Here is a 20679-nt window from a genome sequence, read left to right on the forward strand (position 1 = left end):
AGGCACCGGCGCCCGTCGACGCGACGGCCCCCCTGCTCGACGTGCGCGACCTGAGGGTCCGCTTCGGGGGCCTGCAGGCCGTGGCCGGCGCCACCTTCGACGTCCGCGCCGGCTCGATGACCGCGCTGATCGGGCCGAACGGCGCGGGCAAGACGACGGCCTTCAACCTGCTGACCGGCTTCATCCGCGCCGACTCGGGGGCCGTCCGGTTCGCGGGCACCGACATCTTCCGGGAGCGGCCCGACCGCATCTCCCGCCTCGGAATGGTCCGCACGTTCCAGCTCACCCGCGTGCTGTCGAAGATGACGGTGATCGACAACGTGATGCTGGCCGCGCCCGACCAGCCGGGCATGCAGCTCCACAACGCCCTGTTCCGCCGCTCCGCCTGGCGCGCCCGGGAGGCCGAGGTGCGGGAGGAGGCGATGACGCTGCTCGCCGAGGTCGGCATCGAGAAGCACGCCGCGTCGTACGCGGCGACGCTCTCCGGCGGTCAGCGCAAGCTGCTGGAGCTCGCCCGCGCGCTCATGACGCACCCGCGCCTCGTGCTGCTCGACGAGCCGATGGCCGGCGTCAACCCGACCCTCGGGCGGCGCCTCCTCGACTACCTCACCCGGCTGCGCTCCGAGCGCGACCTCACGATCCTGTTCGTGGAGCACGACATGGACGCCGTGATGGAGCGCTCCGACGAGGTGATCGTGATGGCCGAGGGCGCCGTCATCTCCCGGGGCCACCCCGACGAGGTGCGGCGGGACGCGCGGGTCATCGACGCGTACCTCGGGGCGGAGCCGACGCTCTCGTGACCGACGCCGCCGCGACGCCGGTGCTGGAGGCCGACGGCCTCGTCGGGGGCTACGTCGCCGAGGCCGACATCCTCCGCGGCTGCACCCTGACCGCCGCCGACGGCGAGATCGTCGTGGTGATCGGCCCGAACGGCGCCGGCAAGTCGACGCTCGCGAAGGCCGTGTTCGGCCTGGTGAAGGTGCGCGAGGGCCGGGTGCGTCTGCGCGGCCACGACATCACCGGGGCCGCGCCCCACGAGGTCACCGCCCTCGGCATGAGCTACGTGCCGCAGGTCTCCAACGTGTTCGGCTCCCTGACCGTCCAGGAGAACCTGGAGGTCGGCGGCGTGCTGAAGCGCGGCCTGATCAAGGAGCGGATGGACAGCATGATGACGCTGTTCCCGCGCCTCGGGGAGCGGCGGCGCCAGCGCGCCGGGACCCTGTCCGGCGGGGAGCGCCAGATGCTCGCGATGGCGCGGGCCCTGATGCCCGACCCGACGGTGCTGCTCCTCGACGAGCCGTCCGCCGGGCTCGCGCCGCGCGCCGTCGGCGAGGTGTTCGACACCGTCGTCGAGATCAACCGCGCGGGCGTGACCATCGTGATGATCGAGCAGAACGCCCGTCGCGCCCTCGCGCTCGCCGACCGCGGCTACGTGCTCGAGGGGGGCCAGAACCGCTTCGAGGGCCCCGGCGACAAGCTGCTCGTCGACCCCCAGGTGGCCGAGCTGTACCTCGGCGGCGCGGCCCCTCCCGCCGCGGGCGCGCCCGACCGCTGAGAGCCGGGCGCCGGTGCCGGCCGGCGGGGCGTGCGCCCCGCCGGCCGGCGGCCGTGCGTCCTACTCCTCCGTGATCGTGATGACCTGGTCGCTGTCGACCAGCTTGCCGCCCGTGTAGCTCCAGGTGGCGTAGTTGGCCGAGGCGGGGTCGCCGTTGTCGTCGAAGTCGATCGGACCCGACGCGCCCTCGTAGTCGATGTCCTCGCCGTCGGCGAGCGCCTGCAGGGCCTCGCTCATCTGCTCGTACGTGTACTTGTCGCCCGGGGGACCCGAGACCGCCTGGAGGTTCGCGGCGATGTCCGCCGGGTCGCTCGAGCCCGCCGCCGCCGCCGCGAGGGCGAGCAGCACGACCGCGTCGAAGTTCTGCGCGTCATAGGTCTGACGGGGCTTGTCCAGCTCGGTGTTCCACAGGGTGTCGAACGCCGCGCCGGCCGGGGCCTCGAGGGAGGTCGGGACGGTGCCGCGGATGCCCTCGGTCGTCGGCTCGCCGGCGTCGCCGGGCAGGTCGGGGGACCGGAGGCCGTCGCCGGTGAACGTGCGGGCCGGGTCCCAGTTGCCGGTGCGGACCAGCGCCGGGCCCATCTTCGCCCAGGTGCCGGTGTAGTCGATGATCATCCAGCCGTCCGGGTTCCCGCTCGCGATCTGCTGTGCCTCCGAGTTGAGGCTCGTCGCGTCGGGGTTGTAGGCGACGTTCTTGCCGATGGTGCCGCCGCCCGCCTCCCACGCCTTCGTGAACTCCTCGACGAGCGCGGTGCCGTACGAGTCGTTGCGGTGCGCCGTGTTGACGGTCGCGTCGGCGCCGATCTCCTCGGCCATCACCTGGGCGATGACGCGGCCCTGGATGGCGTCCGACGGCGGCGTGCGGAACACGAGGCCGTCGTCGTCGAGCGTCGTCAGGTCGGGGCCGGTCGCCGAGGGGGTGACGAGCGGGATGCCGGAGGCGATGGTCACGTTCTCCGCCGTCGGGATCAGCTCGGGGGTGGCCCACGGGCCGGCGAGGCCGGCGACGCCGTCGCTCTCGATGAGCTTCGTCGCGGCCTCCTGGGCGGCCTGCGGGTCGGTCTTGGTGTCCTCGGTGATCAGGGTCAGCTCGAGGCCGGTGTCACCGGCGCCCGCGTTGACCTGCTCGGCCGCGAGGTTCGCCGCGTCGGAGCCGGGGCCGCCGAAGTCGGCGAGTGCCCCGGTGAGCGGGACCAGGACGCCGATCTTCAGCTCGCCGACGTCACCGCCGCCGCCGCTATCGTCGTCCCCGCAGCCGGCGACGATGCCGCCGAGTCCGAGCACCCCCACCATGAGGAGGGACGCCATGGTGCGCCGTCGAATCATTCGAGCCCCTTTCGTGTCCGGCGCGCGTATCGGGAGGCGCGTCGATGCGGGCGAGCCTACCCCTCGCCCGGCGTACCTGAAAAGCACATGACCGTCCGGTGCCGTCTCTCGGAACCTTCGGACATGCCGGGGGTGATGGCGTTGCGCCACGCGGTCTTCGTCGTCGAGCAGGGCGTGCCGCCCGAGCTGGAGCACGACGGCCTCGACGCGACGGCCCTCCATCTGCTCGCCGAGGGCGACGGCGCGATCGTCGGCTGCTGCCGGCTCGTGCGCGACGGCGGGGCGATGCGGCTCGGGCGGATGGCGGTCGCCGCCCCCGGTCGCGGGCGGGGCGTCGGGGCCCGGCTGCTGCGGTTCGCCGAGGACGTCGCGCGGGACGCGGGGGCGACGGAGGTCACGCTGCACGCCCAGGTCGGCGCCCGGGGCTTCTACGCGCGGGCCGGGTACGCGGAGGAGGGCGACGAGTTCCTCGACGCCGGCATCGTCCACGTCGCGATGCGGCGGGGTCTCTAGCCGCCGAGGGCGCGGACCGCGGCGGTGACGACGACCGCCGCGACGACGATCGTGAGGAACGACCCGCGGCGCCACGCCACCAGGAGGGCGGCGGCGACCCCCGCGGCCCGGGCGTCGAGCGCCCACGCGCCGCCGGACGTCAGGCCCTGCACCGCGACGAGGGCCGCGAGGAGCGCCGCGGGCAGGAGGTCGGTGATCCGCGTGACGCCGGGCGGCAGGCGGCGGCCGCCGAGCACGAGGGGGCCGGCGGCCTTCATGGCGTAGGTGCCGGCCGCCAGCGCGAGGACCGCGGCCCAGCTCACGGGACCCCGGCGCGGCGGCGGCCGACGAGGAGGCCGAGGCCCGCGCCCGCCGCCGACAGCAGGATCGGCACCCCGGCGGGGGCGACGGGCGTCAGCGCCAGCGCGATCGCGGCGCCGCCGAGCGCCGACGCCCGCGCCGCGGGCGACGTGAGGCGGGGGGCGAGCAGCGCGACGAACGCCCCCGGCACGGCCGCGTCGAGGCCGGTCGCCTCGACGTCGATCGCCCCGGTCAGCGCCCAGCCCGCGACGGTCCCGGCGTTCCACGGCACGAACACCGCGGCCCCCGTGATCCAGAAGGCGCGACGCGCCGTGGCGGGGTCGGGCTGCGCCGTCGCGACGGCGACCGACTCGTCGATCACGAGCTGCGCCGCGACGAGGCGCCGGCGGAGGCGGCCGCCGAGGAGCGGCGCGAGCGCCACCCCGAACGCCAGGTTGCGGGAGGCGAGCAGCAGCCCGGCGAGCACCGCGGCGGCGCCGGTCCCGCCGTCCGCCATGACGCCCACCGCGGCGAGCTGGGCGGACCCGGCGAAGACGAGGGTCGACAGCGCGACCGTCATCGGCAGGCCGAGCCCGGTCTCGGAGCAGAGGACGCCGAACGAGAGCGCGAACGCGCCGGCGACGACCGCGATGGCGGCGGCCTGCCGCACCACCGCGCCGTCGGCCCGGGTGCCGCGGACGGACGTCCCGCTCAGGGCACTAGTGTCCCGATGCGAAGGTTCGGTGGCACTTCCCGGCTGCATCGCGGCGCGATGCTGCGTCCTCGGCAGACCCGGTATTCCCGATACCGGGCCTGACCTGCGTCCTTGCCTCGCTTGCGATTCGCTCGGGAACCGCAGACGAACCTCCGAATCGGGCCACTAGACGATCAGCCCGCTGGCCTCGCGGGGACGCGCCGAGGCGCCGGCGTAGATCTCCCAGGCGACGGCGAGGCGGCGCACCGCCTCCTCCATCACCGCGGGCTCGTCGACGAAGGGGACCCGCAGCCGGTCCTCGTGGCGCCCCTCCGCCGAGAGGGCCTGACCGGGGACGACGTTGACGCCGCAGCGCTGGGCCACCTGGCCGAGCGCCCGCGCGTCGCCCGTCGGCATCCTCACCCACAGCGTGCAGCCGCCGCGCGGTGGCTCCCAGGTCCAGTCGGGGAGGTGCCGCGCGAGCGCGTCGGACAGTGCCGCGTACCGCTCGAGCAGGAACACCCGCCGCTCGGCGACCGCCTCGTCGAAGCGCGGCAGCAGCTCCGCCGCGAGGGTCTGGGCGAGGACGGGGCTGCCGAGGTCGGCGACGATCTTCAGGCGCATGAGGCGTTCGACGACCGGCCGCGACGCCCGGATCCAGCCGACGCGCAGGCCGCCCCACAGCACCTTGCTCGCCGAGCCGATCGCCACGGAGGACGCGTCCGGCGCGTGCGCGCAGATCGGCGCGGGCAGGGGGCGGTCGTCCATCTCCAGGTTCCGCAGCGCCATGTCCTCGACGAGCGGCACCCGGTACCGCGCCGACAGCTCGGCGACGCGGCGGCTGCGCGCCGGTGAGAGCACCGACCCGGTCGGGTTCTGGTGGGTCGGGACGAGGTAGACGAAGGCGGGGCGCACGCGCTCCAGCAGGTCCTCGAGGGCGTCCGGCAGCACGCCCTCGGTGTCGAGGGGGACGACGACCGGCCGCATCCCCGCGCCCCGGATGATGTCGAGGGCCCCCGGGTACGTCGCGTCCTCGACGAGCGCCGACTGGCCGGGGCCGCCGAGCAGGGCCGTCGCCAGGCCGATCGCCTGGTGGGCGCCGGTGGTCACGATGACCTCGTCCGGCCCGGTCGGCAGGCCGCCCGCGCTGATGTGCCCGGCGATGGCGACGCGCAGCTCCTCGAGACCCGCGGGCAGGTACCCCGCCCCCGTCACGTTGCGGGCGAGGCGCTCCGCCGGCAGCTCCGCGAGGACGCGGGTGACGAGCGAGGTCGGCGGGGGGCACGCCGCCGTCAGCTCGATCAGGTCGCCCCCTCCGCCGAGCATGCTGGCGTAGAGCTCGGCCGAGAAGGCGCGCTCGGCGGGGGGCCGCGTCTGCGGCGGACCCGGCACCCAGGTCCCCCGTCCCTGGCGGCTCTCCAGCCGTCCGTCGTCCTTGAGGCGCCCGTACGCCCCGACCACCGTCGTGCGGCTGACCGCGATGCGCGCCGCCAGCTCGCGCTCGGTCGGGAGCACCGAACCCGGTGGGAGCTCGCCGCGGTCGATGGCGGCGGCGATGGCGGCGGCGAGGCGCTCGTAGAGCGGGCCGGGGCCGCCGGCCCAGGTGCCGATCAGCGTCGCGAGACGGGTGGGCTCGACCTTCACGGATACCAATATGGCATCAAAGGCTCTTGTCCGCCACCCTCCTGTCGGCTGAGATCAGTCCAATTACTCCGTGAGTATGCAATCAAGGTCCAATCTTGCCCGATTGGACTCTCACGGACGCCGAGCCGGGGTCGTTCCCGCCCGGCAACGGACCACGAGAGGGGACGAGGACATGCTCGACATCCACTGCGACGACTGCGGCCGGGTCCTGATCGGCCCGGGCCGGATCCTCTCGGTGACGGCCGTCGCCGAGGGCCTGCGGGTCGCCTACGTGTGCCCGTGCGGACGGCACGGGTCGGAGATCACGGGCCGCCGCCGCCGGCGCGCCCGCGCCGCGCGTCCGCTGCTGACCACCACCGCCTAGGAGGACACGTGTACAACCTCATCCACATCGCCACCTCGCCGGGTCCGCGCGACACGCGGCGCCGCCGCGAGCACGTCCCCGCGCCCGCGCCGGCGACGCCGTCGCCGCGGATCGTCGCGCCGGCCGCCGAGGCCCCGGCTCCAGCCCGGCCTACGCGGTCATCGCGGGGGGCGCCACCGCCGGCGTCTGCCACGACTCCAGGCGGTTGAGCCCGTCGAGGGCGGCGGTCTTGTAGCACTCGGCGAGGGTCGGGTAGTTGAACACGGCGTCGACGAAGTGGTCGACGCCGCCGCGGTAGGTCATGACGGCCTGCCCGATGTGGATCAGCTCGCTCGCACCCTCGCCGATGATGTGCACGCCGAGCAGCTCGCGGGTCTCCCAGTGGAAGATCAGCTTCAGCAGGCCGGTGCGGTCCCCGATGATCTGGCCGCGGGCGATCTCGTTGTACTGGGCCTTTCCGACCTCGTACGGCACGCCGTCGCGGGTGAGGTCCTCCTCGGTGCGGCCGACCGTCGAGATCTCGGGGATCGTGTAGATCGCGCACGGCACCAGCGCCGGCACGCTGCGGGCCGCGATGCCGAACGCGTGGCACGCCGCGAGGCGCCCCTGCTCCATCGACGTCGACGCCAGGCTCGGATGGCCGATCACGTCGCCGACCGCGTAGATGTGGGGGACGGCGGTACGGTAGTGCCCGTCGACCGCGAGGCGCCCGCGGGCGTCCGCGGTGAGGCCGGCGGCGGCGAGGCCGAGGCGCGCCGTCGCGCCGGTGCGGCCGATCGAGTAGAGCGCCTTCTCCGCGACGATGTGCTTGCCGCTCGCGAGCTCGATGCGGACCTTGCCGTCGTCGCCCTCGTCGACGGCCAGGTCGCGGACCTCCTCGCCGAGCCACAACGTCACGCGGCTGCGGCGCATGTGGAAGGCGAGCGCGTCCATGATCTCGGCGTCGATGTCCGGCAGCAGGCGGGGACGGCGGTCGATGATGGTGACCCGGACCCCGAGCGCCGCGAACATCCCGGCGTACTCGAGCCCGATCACCCCCGCGCCGATCACCGCGAGCGTCCGCGGGAGGCGGTCGAGGGTCACCGCGTCGTCGCTGGTGAGGATGCGGCGTCCGTCGAACGCGATGCCTCCGCCGCGCGTCGCGGTGGTGCCGGTGGCGATGACGACGTTGCGCGCCGTCAGGGTCCGGCGGCCGTGGCCGCCCTCCCCCTCCACGACGATGGTGTGGGGGTCGAGGAACGACCCGTGGCCCGAGTGGAGGTCGACGTCGTTGCGCAGGAGCTGGTGGCGGACGACGTCGGTCTCGTTGCGCACCACCTGGTCGGCGCGGAAGTGGAGGTCCTCCATCCCGACGTGCTGCTTCGCGGTGTACGAGGCGCCGTAGAAGCCGCGGTCGCGGTACCCGCTCAGGGCCATCGCGGCCTCGCGGAGGGTCTTGGAGGGGATCGTGCCGGTGCGGACGCAGACGCCGCCGACCCCGGACGTCCGCTCGACGACGGCGACCCGCTTGCCGAGCTTCGCGGCCTGGATGGCGGCACGCTGCCCGCCCGGCCCGGACCCGATCGCGATCAGGTCGTAGTCGTAGTCGCGCGTCTCCCCGCTCACGGTGGGGTTCTCGGCCACCGGGGCCCCCGACCGTAGCCGCGGGGTACGCCGGCGGCTCAGGCCGGCGGGCAGCCCTCGGCGCGGAGGCGGGTCAGCATCTCGACGAGGGTCTCGCCGACGAGGTCGAGGCTGCGGGCCGAGACCTTGTCGAGCGTGTCGCTCGTGCGGTGCCAGTGGGGGTAGTCGAAGTCGATCAGGTCGATCGACGGGATCCCCCGCTCGAGGAAGGGCGTGTGGTCGTCGAGGACCGCGGCGGCCGTCGTGGGGGGGAAGACCGACCCGGCGCCGACCGCGCGGGCCGCGCGCCGCAGGCGGCCCCACAGCGCGACGTCGGAGCTCGCCTCGCGCGGGATGGCGAGGTCCCGGTCCGCCACGAAGTCGACGATCACCACCGCGCGCAGGCCCGCGCCGCGGGTGCGCGCGTGGTGGCGGCTCCCCCGCAGGCCGTCGCGCAGGAAGTCGTCGGAGCCCCGGGGGCTCTCCTCGCCGTCGAACATGACGAACCGGATCGGCCGCTGGCAGGCGCGCTGGCCGGTGCGGAGCGCCCGGGCGAGCTCGACGACGACGGCGGTGCCGCCCGCCCCGTCGTTGGCGCCGACGAACCCCGGGATGTCCTTGGTGTCGTAGTGCGCCCCGACGAGGATCGGCGCGCCGCGGCCGGGCAGGCTCCCGACCACGTTGCGCAGGCCCCCGGGGACCGCCTCGAAGCGCCCGCGCGGCAGGTCGCGGCGCAGGCGCGCGGCGAGGCGGCGCGAGGCCGCCGATCCGGCGGGGCGGGGGCCGAGGCGCACCTGCGAGCGCAGGTCGGCGAAGGCGCGCGCCGCGTCGAAGCGGTCGACGGCGGGGGCGGCGGCCGGCGGGGCGGCGCCGCCGTCGCCGCAGCCCGCGAGCGCGAGGAGGGCGACGGCCACGGCGAGGACGGGCGCGAGCGCGCGCGTTCGTGGCACCATCACCGGCGGAGCATCGCACGACCGGGGCCGGCGGCCCGCGGCGTGGGGTCGCTCCGGTCCCCGGACGGACATCGGGGAGCGGGATGGTGGACCGGGTGCCCCCGGCCCTCCAGTCCGGGGCGCGCCCGTCGATGACGGCATCCGGAACCCGTGCACGCCCGAATCGGAACGGAGGGACACGAGATGACGCCACCGCTCACCGACTGGGAGGACGAGCTCGGCCGGCTGCTCGCGCACCGCCTGCGCACCCGCGCGACGGAGCGCCTCGACGCGGGCGAGTGGACGGGCGCCGACCTCGAGGACGCGATCGAGGCCGCCGAGCGGCGCATGACGGGTCGCCAGCGCGAGCTGCTGTGGGAGGCCCTGACGACGGACGCCGCCCTCGGGGACGCCGCGTCCCGGACCGCGCGCGACGGGGACTCGACGCTGATCTGACGCACCGGCGCGCGGCCCGCGTGAGCGGCGCCGCCCGCCGTGGGAGGATCGCGGCATGGACGCGCTCCCACCCCCGCCGCCCGGCCTCGCCACCACGCGGACGGCCCTGCAGCGCGTCGCGACGCACATCGTGGCGCGGCGCCGCCACGACCTGACCGGCCGGTTCGGCCTGAGGGCCGCGCCCGGGGGGCTCGCGTCCCCCGCCGTGGGCGGCCACGACGTCGAGGTGGTCCGCACCGACGGCGACGTCCTGCTGGTGGAGCGCGGCGGCGCGGTGACGGCGACGCGCATGACGACCCTCGCCGACCTCGCCGCGGCCGCGGGGGTCGACCTGGCGGCGCCGTTCGCGGCGGGGCACGACGCGCCCCCCGTCGGCGACCCCGCCGCGCCGCTCGGCGTCGGCGCGGACGCCGCCCGCGCCCTCGGTCGCTGGTGGTGCTTCGCCACCACGGTCCTCGACGAGGTCACGGCGTGGATCGGCCCGGGGGCGACGCCGACCCCGGTGCAGCTCTGGCCCGAGCACTTCGACGTCGCCTGCGACGTCGCGTGGGGGCCGGCGGAGGGCATGCGCGCCAACCTCGGCGGATCGCCGGGCGACGGGTCCATCGACGAGCCGTACCTCTACCTCGGACCATGGGATGCCGCGCGACCCGGGGACCCCGCCTACTGGAACGCCTCCTTCGGCGCGGTCCTCACCCTCACGGCGCTGCGGGGGGAGGAGGATCCGCACGCCGCCGCCGTCGCGTTCCTGCAGCGGGGGCTCGGCCTGCTCGCCGCCGGCTGACGCCGGCGACCCGGCGCGCCCCTCGGGCGCGCCGGGCACGGTGGATCAGTCGTCGTCGTCGCCGTCGTCGTCGTCGGTGGGGACGGTGCGGCGGTCCACGGTCTCGCAGCCGGTGAGGCGGTCGAGCTGGTCGACGACCGCGCGGTCGCGGCCCGCGCCGCACCGGACGTCGTCGCGCTCGCCGTCGCGGGCCAGGATCAGGTCCGACCCGCCACCGCCGACGAGGAGGTCGTCGTCGTCGCCGCCGATCAGGCGGTCCGCGCCCGCGCCGCCGTAGAGGCGGTCGTCGTCGCCGAGGCCGAACAGGCGGTCCGCCCCGCCCGCGCCGCGCAGGACGTCGTCGTCGCCGGTGCCCCGCATCACGTCGGGCCCGGGTGTCCCCGTGCGGTTCGCGCCGTCGGAGGTGGCGGCCATCAGGAGGCCGGCGACGACGACCAGGGCCAGGCCGGCGAGGGCGACGGCCAGGCGGGGACTGCGGGCGAGGACGGTGCGCACGGGCTCTCTCCGGGACGGGTGCGGGGGTGTGCGGGCATACCCGTGCCGGGACCCCGCGAAACGGCCGGCACGGCGGTCCCGTGGCGCTCCCGGGGACCGGACGCCCGGGGGGCGCCGACGGCGAACCGTGTTACGGTGCCCCCCGGGCGGTCTCGCGCCGCCCTGCCCGCCGCCCTGTCCCCGCTGCAGGAGACCTGCTTCCTGAGACCCCTGCGACACCTCACGGCCCTCGTGGCCTGCGCCGTCCTCGCCGCCCTGTTGGCGTTCGGCGCGGGGACCGCCACCACCGAGCCGGCCGCGATCGAGGCCCAGCGCGCCCAGGTCGCCGAGCTCCAGGCCGAGCTCGACAGCTACAACACCCAGGTCGAGGTCGCCGCCGAGGCCTACAACGGGGCCCGGTATGAGTTGCAGCAGGTGAACGGCCGGATCGAGGAGAACACGGCCCGCACCCGCCAGACCGAGCGGGACCTGGGGGCGTCGCGTGAGGTCCTCGCCGAGCGCCTCCGGGGCCTGTACGCGACGCCGCAGCCGAGCCTTGCGGAGGTGTTGATCACCAGCGGCTCGATCGCCGCCGCCAGCGACCAGATGGACCTGTTGGACCGCGTCGGCAGCCAGGACGCCGAGGTCGTCGGTGGGTTGCGTGAGCACAAGGCGGCGTTGGTGCGCCTCCGCGCCCAGTTGGTGGAGGACCGGGCGACCGCCGCGGAGGCCGTCGCGGCCCGGGAGCGCGAGAAGGAGCGGATCGAAGGTCTGCTCGCCCAGCGTCAGGCCGTCCTCGATTCGGCGAGCGCCGAGTTGCGTGGCCTGATCCGCGCCGAGGAGCAGCGCAAGGCCGCCGAGGCCGAGGCCCAGGCCCGCCTCGCCCGCCAGCGCGCCGCCGCCGCCGCAGCCCCCACGGCCACCGCGCCCGCGGCCCCTGCCACGGCGTCCGCGCCGGCGTCGGAGCCCGCCGCCCCGAGTGCGCCGTTGCCGAGTGGCAGCGGCAACGCCGCCGCGGCGAGCATCGCGATGCAGTACCTGGGTGTCCCCTATGTGTGGGGTGGCGCGTCGCCGTCGGGTTTCGACTGCAGCGGCCTCGCCTCCTACGCCTACGCCCAGATCGGCAAGAGCGTCCCCCACTACACGGGGGCGATCTGGGCCGCGTTCCCGAAGGTCCCCTCCAGCGACCTCCAGGTCGGCGACCTCGTCTTCTTCCACGGCCTCGGGCACATGGGCATCTACATCGGTGGCGGCCAGTTCGTGCACGCGCCCCACACGGGCGACGTCGTGAAGGTCAGCCAGCTCTCGACCTACAGCGGCTACGTGGGAGCCGTCCGCCCCTAGGGCCGCGGGTCCCCGGGGCGCGCCACCCGCCGGTCACGGCCGGGGGCGCCGCCGCAGCCGGGGTGCGAGGTGGCCCGCCAGCCACCACGGGTCGAGCGGCGCCGGGTCGGTCATGCGGCCGGGGAGCACCGCCGCGGCGGCGATGCGACCGGCGACGCGCGCGGGTGGATCGCCGACGCCGCGGCCACGGAGGGCGTCGCGCAGCGCGCCCAGCTCACCGTCGAGCCAGACGTAGCGCGTCGGACGCCACCGCGCGTCCGGGGGCGCCTCCCGGCCGAGCGCCGCCGCGACGGCGCGGCTCGGGATGTCGAAGCCGCTGCGGACGAGCAGCCCCACCGACGCGCCGATGCGCAGGTTGACGTCGTGGACGTGCATCCGGTCGTCCCGCTGCAGGAACGAGATGGTCGCGGGCCCGCGGTAGTCGACGAGGTCGAGCAGTCGCGCCACCCCGCGCACGAGCCCCGGGGGCGGCAGGGTGGTCCGCTGGACGCACGCGACGCCCGTCCCGCGCGGGTAGTCGCGCAGGATGCGCGACGGCACCAGGGCGAGCCCGGAGGGCCCCCGCACGCAGTGCCCCACCCACCGCGGCCCCTCGACGCGCTCCTGCACGAGCGCGTCCAGTCCCGCGGCGACCAGCAGGCCCACCTGCTCGTCGCGCTCCGCCTCGGTCGCGGCCATCGTGATCCGGGCGACCGACATGTCGGAGTGGGAGATGACCGGCTTGACGATCGACGGGAGGGCCGGCCACGGCCCGTCGGGTCCGTCCGGGCCGACGGTGATCGTGTCGGGGTGGTCCACGCCCGCGGCGCGTGCCGAGTCGGCGAGGCGGCGCTTGTCGCAGAGGGCGTCGTACTGCTCCTCCGTGGGGCCGACGACGACCGCGTCGCCGAGGCCGGGGCGGCGGCGTGCGAGCAGGCGCACGAGGTCCTCGTCGACGGGGAGCACCACGTCGATGGAGGCGCGGCGGCAGGTGTCCTGCAGCCATGCGAGGAACGCATCCTCCCCGAGGTGCGCGGGCGGGTAGCGCAGCGGTCGCCGGCACCACCGCGAGGCGCCGCCGGGCACCCCCGCCGGGTGGGCCCCGACGACCGTCCACCCCGCCCGCGTCAGGGCGCGGCACGTCTGGACCCCGGCGCGGAAGCCCGTCCACAACACGAGCACCCGCGTGGTGGTCACGATGGCGGCGACCGGCGCACGACGCAGCGGAACCCGATGTGCGTGGTGGAGCTCTCGACGCTCTCGGACTGCCGGGCGGCGGGCCGGTACCGCAGGCAGTAGCTCGGGGCGCACAGGTGCGAGCCGCCCTTGATCACCCGGCGGGGGTGCACCTCGCCCGGCGCGACGCTCGCGGCGGCGTCGGTGACCCGGGGGTTCGCGGGGGCGCAGCACGGACGGGCGCCCCGGTCCGGGAGGGAGAAGTAGTCGCTCGTCCACTCCCAGACGTTGCCGGTGACGTCCCAGAGGCCGTGGCCGTTGACGGGGTAGGTGCCGACGGGCGACGTCCCCGCATGGCCGTCCTCGAGGAGGTTCTCCCAGGGGAAGCGCCCCTGCCACGTGTTCGCCATCGGCCGGCCGCCGGGCGCGAACTCGTCGCCCCACGCGAAGAGGGCCTGCTCGAGCCCGCCGCGGGCGGCGTGCTCCCATTCCGCCTCGGTGGGGAGGTCCTTGCCGGCCCACCGCGCATAGGCCTCGGCGTCGCGGTACGAGACCTGCGTGACGGGGTGGTCGCCGCGGTCGTCGACGGAGCTCCCCGGCCCCTCGGGGGTCCTCCAGGTCGCGCCGGGCACCCACCGCCACCAGTTGCGGACGTCGCGGAGGTCGACGGGGCCGTCGCTCGGCCGGAAGACGAGCGACCCGGGCACGAGCAGGTCGGGGTCGGCGCCCGGGTAGTCCGCGGGATCGGGGGCGACCTCGGCGTCGGTGACGTGGCCGGTGGCGGCGACGAACTCCGCGAACGCGTCGACGGTGACGGGGCCCCGGTCGATCCAGAGGCCGTCGACGGCGACGGGCCGCACCGGCGCCTCCTCGGGGTAGAAGGCGTCGGACCCCATGAGGAACAGGCCACCCGGCACCCACGCCATGCCGTCGCGCTCCTCCACCGCGATGCCTCCCCCGGCCCGGGCCGCCGTCCGCGGCCACCGTCGCCAGGATACGACGGACGGCTCACGCCCCGTCGGGTGGCCGCCCGCCGAGCGGCACCAGACGGGTCGCCTCGGGCGTGAAGCTGGCGCGGACGACGCGACCGGGGGCGAGGCCGAGGCGGGCGACCTCGGCCGCCCCGACCTCGGCGACGAGGGGGCCGACGCGCACCCGGACCCGGTCGCCGCGAGGGGTGACGGCCGCGACGGGGGCGCGGATCACGTTGAGGCCGGGCGCGGGCGGGCCGTCGGCGCCGATTGTGACGTCCCACGGGTGCACCACCGCCCCCACCGGCCCGTCGGGGCCGGCGGCGGCGTGGATGACGGCCCCCTGCTCCAGCACCACCTCCAGCCGGCCGCCGACGCGTCGCGCGGTGCCGGGCATCAGGTTGCTCCCCACGAAGCTCGCGACGAAGGCGTCGGCGGGTGCGTCGAGGAGCTCGGCGGGGGTCCCCATCTGCAGCACCCGGCCGGCGGAGACCACGCCGACGCGGTCGGCGAGGGCGGTGGCGTCGTCGATGTCGTGGGTCACGAGGAGGGTCGGCAGGCGCAGCTCGCGCAGCAGGCCGGCGAGCTCCCCCCGGACCCGGTCGCGGGTGTGGGCGTCGAGGGCGGAGAGGGGCTCGTCGAACAGCAGGACCCCGGGGTCGCTCGCGATCGCCCGGGCGAGCCCCACCCGCTGGCGCTCCCCCCCGGACAGGGCCCGCGGCCGCGCGGCCGCGAGGTGGGCGATGCCGAACCGCTCCAGCAGGTCGTCGACCCGGCCGGGCCCCGCGAACGCGACGTTCTGGCGCACCGTCATGTGGGGGAAGAGCGCGTACTCCTGGAAGACGTAGCCGACCCCGCGGTCCTCGGGCGGCAGGTCGATGCCCCGCTCCGCGTCGAAGAGCGCCCGGTCGCCGAGGGTGACGCGCCCCGACCGGGGGCGCACCGCCCCCGCGATCGCCCGCAGCACCGTCGTCTTGCCCGCCCCCGACGGCCCGACGAGGGCGACGGTCTCCCCGTCGCCGGCCTCGAGCGCTACCCCGAGCTCGAAGTGGCGTAGCGGAACCCGGATGTCGAGTCGGAGGAGCGCCACAGGAGCACCAGCTTCAGGCTGAGGAGGACGACCGCGCTGATGACGACGAGCAGGCCGCCGATGGCGAGCGCCACCTCGACGTCGAGGTTGAGGGCGTCGTAGATCGCGAGGGTCACGGTCTGGGTGACGCCCTGGAGGCTACCCGCGAACATGATCGTCGCCCCGAACTCCCCGATCCCCCGGGCGAGGCACAACGCGGCGCCGGCGCCGAGGCCGTTGGCGCTGAGGGGGAGCGCGACGCGCCAGAAGGTCCGGCCCGGTCCCGCGCCGAGCGTACGGGCCGCGAGGAGGAGGTCGTCGTCGAGGGCCTCGAACGACGCGATCGCCTGGCGCACGTAGAACGGGCCGGCGACGAACATGACGGCGAGCACGACAGCCGCCTGGGTGAACGCGAGGTCGATGCCGAGGGCCGACACCTCCTCGCCGAGGAGCCCGGCCCGCCCGAAGGCGGCGAGCAGGCCGATGCCGGCGACGGCGGGGGGCAGCACGAGGGGGAGCTCGACGAGGGTGATGAGGACGCTGCGGCCGGGGAACCGCCGGCGCCCGAGGAGGTAGGCGGCGGGGGTCCCGACGAGGAGGGTCAGCCCGAACGCGATCGCGTTGGTCTTGAGGGTGACGATGAGCGCGTCGACGACGACGGGGTCGTCGAGGTGGCCGAGCATCCGCGTCGGCGGGCTCTCCGTGAAGATCGCGACGATCGGGACCACGAGGAACGCGAGCGTCGCGACGACCGCCAGGACGAGCAGGATCGTGAACGGCCGCAGCGACCCGGGCCGGAGGGGGGACCGGCGGTGTCCGGCGTCCCCGGCGGTCACCACCCGATCACGTCGCGCGTGAGGGACCGCCGGGGCGCCGGCGCCGGCGGCGGCCGCAGGAGGAAGCCGGCGCGGGCGAGGACGGCGCGCCCCGCCGGTCCCGTCGCCCGGGCGACGAGGTCGCGTGCCTCCGACCGGTCGCCGCCCGACGCGACGACCGCGATCTCGTACCGGATCTCGGGCTGCGCGAAGGCCGGGATCGGGAGGGCCGTCACCCGGGACCCCGCGACGCGTGCGTCGGTGGAGTAGACGAGGCCGGCGTCGGCCTGGCCGAGCGCGACCTTGCCGAGCACGTCGCGGACGTCGGGTTCCCGGCTGACGACGTTGTCGAGGGCGTGGGTGAGGCCGAGGTCGGTGAGCGCCGCGCGGCTGTAGGCGCCGACGGGGACGCTCGTGTCGGCCAGGACCACCGCGACCCCGTCGCGGCCGAGGTCGTACACCGAGTCGATCCCGGCGGGGTTCGACCGCGGGACGACGACGACGAGGCGGTTGTAGGCGAGGGGCCGCGGCGCCTCGACCAGGCCGTCGCGGTGGAGGTCCCGGGTGAGGTCCGGCGCCGCCGACGCGAAGACGTCCGCGGGCGCTCCCCGCCGGATCTGCAGGGCGAGGGTGTCGGAGCCGGCGAAGCTGTACCGCGCCGCGGGCGTGATCTGCGGGAGCGCCTCGGTCAGGGACGCGGCGGCGTAGACGGTCGGTTCGGCCGCGCGGGCGGTGCCGGCGACGGCGACGGCGAGCAGGACGGCCGCGGCGAGCGCGGCGGCGAGGGCACGGGCGCCGGCCGTGGCGGCGCCGGTCACGCGGACGCCTCCCGGCCGACGGCCTCCAGGTCGTACCCGCCGATGAGGCCGGCGCGCGCACGGAATGCGTCGGTCCCGAGCAGGCCGAGGAGCGCGTCGGCGCCGGGGTGCGCCGTGTGGCGCTCGTCGATCCAGATCTCCACGACGTGGGTCTCGAGGGGGATGAAGCCGAGGCCGTGGTGGCGTGCGGCGGGGGCGAACGTCACGGCCGCCCCGCCGGTGAGCGCGGCGCGGCGGGCGGCGTCGACGTGGCCGGCGGCGCGGGCGGCGGCCGCGGGGAGGCGGTCGCCGGCGGCGCGGGCGAGGGCCTGCTGGCTCGCGGCGGAGTCCTCCCGCTGGATGAACGGGACGTCCCCGCGCAGGAGCGGCTCGAGGGCGCCCCGGTCGTGGTCGGGGTGGACGCCGACGCCGACCTCCCACCGCGTCAGGTGGATGCGCCGGACGCCCGCGGGCGCGGCGGGGAGCCGGCTTTCGGGTCCGTGGACGAGGCCGGCGTGCGCCCGCCCCTCGGCGAGCGCCGCGATGGCGGTGCCGGTGGTGCCGGGCACCGCGACGAGGCGGCGGGGTCCGTGGGCGCCGATAAGGGCGGCGCAGAGGCCGAGGATCGGGTCGCAGCCGACGACCACGAGGCCCTCCGGCGCGGCCCCGGGCACGAGGCGCACGGTCCCGCCGTCGGCGACGCCGTCGGGGGCCGCCCAGGCGCCGTCGCCGGCGACCAGCCCAGCGAGGGCGTGTGCGACGGGGCGGTCGCCGACGCGGGCGACGACAACGGGGGTCCCGTCGGCGAGGCCGTCGGCGGGGACGACGTCGGCGGGGTGCCCGAACAGGTCCTCGACGGTGGCCCCGAGGGCGCGCGCGATGCGCAGGGCTGCGTCGACCGACGGCACGTGCCGGCCCGCCTCGGCGGCGCCGATCACCTGTCGCGTCACGCCGGCGCGGGCGGCGAGGCCCGCCTGGGTGAGGGGGATTCGCTCCCGGGCGCGGCGCAGGGCGTTCGCCATGACGGGATCCTATCCCGATGACGGGATACCGGCGCAACGGTGGCGGGGGCGATGCGCGTTCGCGTTCCCCCGATCGTGGTCGGCACGCCCTGTCGGTACCGGCCCCCGGCTCCTACGGTCGGGGGCGACCCGTTCCCCCGACGAAGGGCGCGACGCGATGACGATGGACCACGAGACGGACCCGGCGGCGCACGTCCCCGCGGCGGACGGGTCGACCCGTTCGGCGTTCCTGAGGCGGGCCGCCGCGACGGGTGCCGCGGCGGCGGCGGGCGGCGGCCTGCTGACCGGCGCCGGCTCGGCCCTGGCGTCGGGCGGGAAGGGCGGCCCCGGCGCGCGTCGCGACGCGAGCCTGCACGACCGGCTGAACCGCACGTCGCACTGGGACCTGAACGTCGCGGACCTCGCGAGGGCGCGCGCCTGGTACGAGGGGACGACGAGGCTGCGGGTCGTGGCGGAGACGAGCGCGGACCAGGACTTCCCGAGCCTCGGGATCCGCGGCGGCCGCTTCGAGGGCGTGATGCTGCGCGACTCCGACGAGGACGCGAACGCCCCGATGCTCCACCTCGTCGAGTGGAAGAACCCGGCGCCGGTCGGGGTGGCCCACGCGTCGTACGGGCACGTCGGCTTCAACCGGATGGTCCAGATGTGCGTCGACCTCGACGCGACGCGGGAGGCGGTGATCGCCCAGGGGACGCAGCCGATCCTGCCGAACTCCGACTTCATCCGGCCGCCCCTGCACCCGCAGTTCCCGTCATCGCGGTACACGGCGTTCACAGCCCCCGACCACGAGGGCGTGTTCAACCAGTTCTTCGGCCTCGGGGTGGAGCGGTCGCTGCTCTACATGAACTTCAACACCGCCGACCTCGACCGGAACCTGCCGTTCTTCCTGGAGGTGCTGGGCCTCGACTTCAGCACCGGCATCAGCCAGCCGCCGCCGGGGAGCCCGAACGTCTACGGCGGCGACGGGTCGAACTCGACGTTCGACGGCGTGTTCATGCTGGCGCGGGGCAACACGCGGGTGAACCACGACTACCTGCAGTGGGACGTCTCCCCGAGCCTCGCGACCCCGTACCGGGAGCCGACGCACCGCGGGATGGTGCGCTGCGCGTTCCAGGTCGACGACATCGACGAGTGCCACCGGATGCTGCGCGCGAACCCGTGGGCGAGGAAGCGGCGCTTCACGTTCAGCCGCCCGGAGGAGTGGGACTTCGGGTCCGCCTTCGGCAGCCGGCGGGTGATCGAGCTCCGCGACTTCGAGGGCATCCGCTTCCAGCTCATCGAGCAGCCGGCGTACCCCTTCGCCCAGCTCCACCCCTTCGGCTACGACCCGCCCGGCGCGAAGCGGTAGGCGACGTTCCCGACCCCGGCCGGCCCGGCGGCGCGTGCGGCGCGCTCGCCGGGGGGGACGGGGTCGGCGATCAGTTCCCCGGTGACCTCGCAGACGCCCGCCAGCGTGTTGTAGACGGTGCCGTGCTTCCGGAGGTTGTGGTGGAGGAGGGCGACGCGGCGTGGCTCCTCGTCGGTGACGACCCTCAGCTCGTACCGGATGCGCGTGAAACGCGGCGGCGAGTCCTGACGCTCGATCTCCACGGTCACCGACGCCCCGGCGTGGGCGAAGGGCAGTATCTGCGAGAACCGCTCCACGTTCTTGAGGAGGCAGGCCGCGAACGCACCCGCGAGGAGCTCCGCGGGCCCGGGCAGCTCGTCGCCGGGTGCGGGGGAGCTGTCGAACGCGATCCGGCTCCCCCCGGCGTCGATCTCGGATCGGCCGGGGCGGACGGTCCTCGCACGCACCGCGTAGGACATCGGGGGCGCGGGGGCGGACGGCATCCGCCGGCCGGGGGGATCGGCGGTGGTCATCGCGACCCCGGCTCCGCGGGCCCGGGTCCTCCCTCGCCGGCGCCGTGGACGTGGTCGTCGCCCCGGGGGACCGGGTACTCGGCGCCGCACCACTCGCAGTGCGTCTCGACGACGTCGCTGTCGTCCGCGGCGCCCGGGCCGGGGGCGGGCGTCGTCGGCGCGACCCCGCAGCTCGGACATGGGATGGGCTCGGTGGGCGTCCTCGGCGGGGACATGGGGGCGTTCCTCCTGGCGTACGGTGCGGCGTCCGGGGGACGAGGCTAGACGGGGGGCGACGTCCGTTCGACGGTTCGTTCTACGGGCCGGGCACCGTAGGAAGCCGCACGGGTGCCCGGACCCGCCCCGAACCCGATGCCGGCGGGTGGGCGGTCACCCGAAGCGGCCCGACACGTAGGCCTCGGTGCTCGGGTGGGTCGGGGTGCTGAAGATCACCCCGGTCGGCCCCGCCTCGACGAGTCGGCCGGGCTCACCCTCGTTCTCGATCGTGAAGAACGCCGTCCGGTCCGACACGCGGGCGGCCTGCTGCATGTTGTGGGTGACGATCACGATCGTCAGACGCCCCCTCAGCTCCGCGATGAGCTCCTCGATCCGCAGGGTCGACTGGGGGTCGAGCGCGGAGCACGGTTCGTCCATCAGCAGGACGTCGGGCTCGACCGCGAGGGCGCGGGCGATGCAGAGGCGCTGCTGCTGCCCGCCGGACAGGCCGCCCGCGGGCGCCCCGAGGCGGTTCTTGACCTCGTCCCAGAGGCCGGCGCCGCGGAGGGTCCTCTCCAGCAGCTCCTCCCGCGCGTCGCGGCGCAGCCGCATCCGCGTGTAGCGGGGACCCGCCCACACGTTGTCGGCGATGGACTTCGTCGGGAACGGGTTGGGACGCTGGAAGACCATCCCGATCGCCTGGCGGATCGCGACCGGGTCGGCGCCGCGTCCGTACACGTCCCGGCCACGCAGCAGCACCTGTCCATGGCAGCGGGATGTCACGTGGCGGTTACTCCGGCGGCGCCCGTGTTTCAGCGCTGTCCCCGT

The 20679-nt window shown here is 75.8% G+C and carries 23 protein-coding genes and 1 pseudogene; 8 read left to right on the top strand and 16 right to left on the bottom strand.

The features are described 5' to 3' along the window. The first annotated feature begins 41 nt into the window (after positions 1-41). Positions 42-800 (top strand): ABC transporter ATP-binding protein, encoded by a 759-nt coding sequence (locus IU369_RS16365; protein ID WP_217922052.1) that lies wholly within the window; start codon positions 42-44, stop codon positions 798-800. Continuing rightward, on the top strand, positions 797-1555 hold the full coding sequence (locus tag IU369_RS16370; protein WP_217922053.1) for an ABC transporter ATP-binding protein: 759 nt from the start codon (positions 797-799) through the stop codon (positions 1553-1555). The genes IU369_RS16365 and IU369_RS16370 overlap by 4 nt, the downstream gene beginning before the upstream one ends. Before the next feature lie 60 nt (positions 1556-1615). On the opposite strand, the gene IU369_RS16375 is transcribed toward IU369_RS16370, so the two are convergent. Then, positions 1616-2863 (bottom strand): ABC transporter substrate-binding protein, encoded by a 1248-nt coding sequence (locus IU369_RS16375; RefSeq protein ID WP_217922054.1) that lies wholly within the window; start codon positions 2861-2863, stop codon positions 1616-1618. Positions 2864-3004: 141 nt separating this feature from the next. Here IU369_RS16375 and IU369_RS16380 point away from each other — a divergent pair, with 141 nt between their 5' ends. After that, on the top strand, positions 3005-3394 hold the full coding sequence (locus IU369_RS16380; RefSeq protein ID WP_217922055.1) for a GNAT family N-acetyltransferase: 390 nt from the start codon (positions 3005-3007) through the stop codon (positions 3392-3394). On the opposite strand, the gene IU369_RS16385 is transcribed toward IU369_RS16380, so the two are convergent. The 3 genes from IU369_RS16385 to IU369_RS16395 all read right to left on the bottom strand — a co-directional run bounded on the left by IU369_RS16385 (position 3391) and on the right by IU369_RS16395 (position 6011). Then, complete coding sequence (locus IU369_RS16385) at positions 3391-3696, bottom strand: AzlD domain-containing protein (protein ID WP_217922056.1); 306 nt, start codon at positions 3694-3696, stop codon at positions 3391-3393. The genes IU369_RS16380 and IU369_RS16385 overlap by 4 nt on opposite strands. Continuing rightward, positions 3693-4343: an AzlC family ABC transporter permease gene (locus IU369_RS16390; RefSeq protein WP_217922057.1), complete on the bottom strand. Its 651-nt coding sequence runs from the start codon at positions 4341-4343 to the stop codon at positions 3693-3695. Before IU369_RS16390 ends, IU369_RS16385 begins: the two co-directional genes overlap by 4 nt. Positions 4344-4553: 210 nt before the next feature. Then, a complete protein-coding gene (locus tag IU369_RS16395; RefSeq protein WP_217922058.1) occupies positions 4554-6011 on the bottom strand; it encodes an aminotransferase-like domain-containing protein in 1458 nt (485 codons plus the stop codon). Between the two features lie 172 nt (positions 6012-6183). Here IU369_RS16395 and IU369_RS16400 point away from each other — a divergent pair, with 172 nt between their 5' ends. Then, positions 6184-6375 carry a hypothetical protein gene (locus tag IU369_RS16400; RefSeq protein ID WP_217922059.1) on the top strand — a complete coding sequence of 64 codons (192 nt, stop codon included), beginning with the start codon at positions 6184-6186 and terminating at the stop codon, positions 6373-6375. 150 nt (positions 6376-6525) lie between these two features. Here the strand turns inward: IU369_RS16400 and sthA are convergent, their stop codons facing one another. Continuing rightward, the gene (sthA, locus tag IU369_RS16405; protein WP_217922060.1) at positions 6526-7980 is read right to left on the bottom strand and encodes a Si-specific NAD(P)(+) transhydrogenase; all 1455 of its coding nucleotides are present in this window, start codon (positions 7978-7980) and stop codon (positions 6526-6528) included. 56 nt (positions 7981-8036) lie between these two features. Beyond that, positions 8037-8930: a M28 family metallopeptidase gene (locus IU369_RS16410; RefSeq protein WP_246551540.1), complete on the bottom strand. Its 894-nt coding sequence runs from the start codon at positions 8928-8930 to the stop codon at positions 8037-8039. Between the two features lie 183 nt (positions 8931-9113). Between IU369_RS16410 and IU369_RS16415 the strand changes: the two genes are divergently transcribed. Next, positions 9114-9365: a hypothetical protein gene (locus IU369_RS16415; protein WP_217922062.1), complete on the top strand. Its 252-nt coding sequence runs from the start codon at positions 9114-9116 to the stop codon at positions 9363-9365. A 55-nt stretch (positions 9366-9420) separates the two neighbouring features. Then, positions 9421-10149, top strand: coding sequence for a hypothetical protein (locus IU369_RS16420; RefSeq protein ID WP_217922063.1), 729 nt, complete (start codon positions 9421-9423; stop codon positions 10147-10149). Positions 10150-10194: 45 nt separating this feature from the next. Here the strand turns inward: IU369_RS16420 and IU369_RS16425 are convergent, their stop codons facing one another. Beyond that, on the bottom strand, positions 10195-10644 hold the full coding sequence (locus tag IU369_RS16425) for a calcium-binding protein (RefSeq protein ID WP_217922064.1): 450 nt from the start codon (positions 10642-10644) through the stop codon (positions 10195-10197). 135 nt (positions 10645-10779) lie between these two features. On the opposite strand from IU369_RS16425, the gene IU369_RS16430 reads away from it, so the two are divergent. Beyond that, complete coding sequence (locus tag IU369_RS16430; protein ID WP_217922065.1) at positions 10780-11967, top strand: C40 family peptidase; 1188 nt, start codon at positions 10780-10782, stop codon at positions 11965-11967. Between the two features lie 33 nt (positions 11968-12000). On the opposite strand, the gene IU369_RS16435 is transcribed toward IU369_RS16430, so the two are convergent. The 6 genes from IU369_RS16435 to IU369_RS16460 all read right to left on the bottom strand — a co-directional run bounded on the left by IU369_RS16435 (position 12001) and on the right by IU369_RS16460 (position 17796). Continuing rightward, the gene (locus IU369_RS16435; protein ID WP_217922066.1) at positions 12001-13143 is read right to left on the bottom strand and encodes an ATP-grasp domain-containing protein; all 1143 of its coding nucleotides are present in this window, start codon (positions 13141-13143) and stop codon (positions 12001-12003) included. Beyond that, positions 13140-14048 (bottom strand): formylglycine-generating enzyme family protein, encoded by a 909-nt coding sequence (locus IU369_RS16440; RefSeq protein WP_343233249.1) that lies wholly within the window; start codon positions 14046-14048, stop codon positions 13140-13142. Before IU369_RS16440 ends, IU369_RS16435 begins: the two co-directional genes overlap by 4 nt. A gap of 82 nt (positions 14049-14130) precedes the next feature. Then, positions 14131-15183: an ABC transporter ATP-binding protein gene (locus tag IU369_RS16445; RefSeq protein ID WP_217922068.1), complete on the bottom strand. Its 1053-nt coding sequence runs from the start codon at positions 15181-15183 to the stop codon at positions 14131-14133. Further along, positions 15126-15998 carry an ABC transporter permease gene (locus IU369_RS16450; protein WP_217922069.1) on the bottom strand — a complete coding sequence of 291 codons (873 nt, stop codon included), beginning with the start codon at positions 15996-15998 and terminating at the stop codon, positions 15126-15128. Before IU369_RS16450 ends, IU369_RS16445 begins: the two co-directional genes overlap by 58 nt. Next, positions 15995-16795, bottom strand: a complete 801-nt coding sequence (modA, locus tag IU369_RS16455; protein WP_217922070.1) for a molybdate ABC transporter substrate-binding protein — start codon at positions 16793-16795, stop codon at positions 15995-15997. Before modA ends, IU369_RS16450 begins: the two co-directional genes overlap by 4 nt. Next, complete coding sequence (locus IU369_RS16460) at positions 16792-17796, bottom strand: substrate-binding domain-containing protein (protein ID WP_217922071.1); 1005 nt, start codon at positions 17794-17796, stop codon at positions 16792-16794. The genes modA and IU369_RS16460 overlap by 4 nt, the downstream gene beginning before the upstream one ends. Positions 17797-17959: 163 nt before the next feature. Between IU369_RS16460 and IU369_RS16465 the strand changes: the two genes are divergently transcribed. Further along, positions 17960-19144, top strand: a complete 1185-nt coding sequence (locus IU369_RS16465) for a VOC family protein (RefSeq protein ID WP_217922072.1) — start codon at positions 17960-17962, stop codon at positions 19142-19144. On the opposite strand, the gene IU369_RS16470 is transcribed toward IU369_RS16465, so the two are convergent. The 3 genes and pseudogenes from IU369_RS16470 to IU369_RS16480 form a co-directional block, all read right to left on the bottom strand. Next, positions 19117-19656, bottom strand: a complete 540-nt coding sequence (locus tag IU369_RS16470; RefSeq protein WP_217922073.1) for an OsmC family protein — start codon at positions 19654-19656, stop codon at positions 19117-19119. The genes IU369_RS16465 and IU369_RS16470 overlap by 28 nt on opposite strands. Then, positions 19653-19871, bottom strand: a complete 219-nt coding sequence (locus IU369_RS16475; protein WP_217922074.1) for a hypothetical protein — start codon at positions 19869-19871, stop codon at positions 19653-19655. Before IU369_RS16475 ends, IU369_RS16470 begins: the two co-directional genes overlap by 4 nt. Before the next feature lie 154 nt (positions 19872-20025). Continuing rightward, positions 20026-20628, bottom strand: a pseudogene (locus IU369_RS16480) (phosphate ABC transporter ATP-binding protein); the annotation flags it as partial. Between the last annotated feature and the right edge of the window lie 51 nt (positions 20629-20679).

Source organism: Miltoncostaea oceani (genome assembly GCF_018141545.1).
Taxonomy (GTDB): Bacteria; Actinomycetota; Thermoleophilia; order Miltoncostaeales; family Miltoncostaeaceae; genus Miltoncostaea; species Miltoncostaea oceani.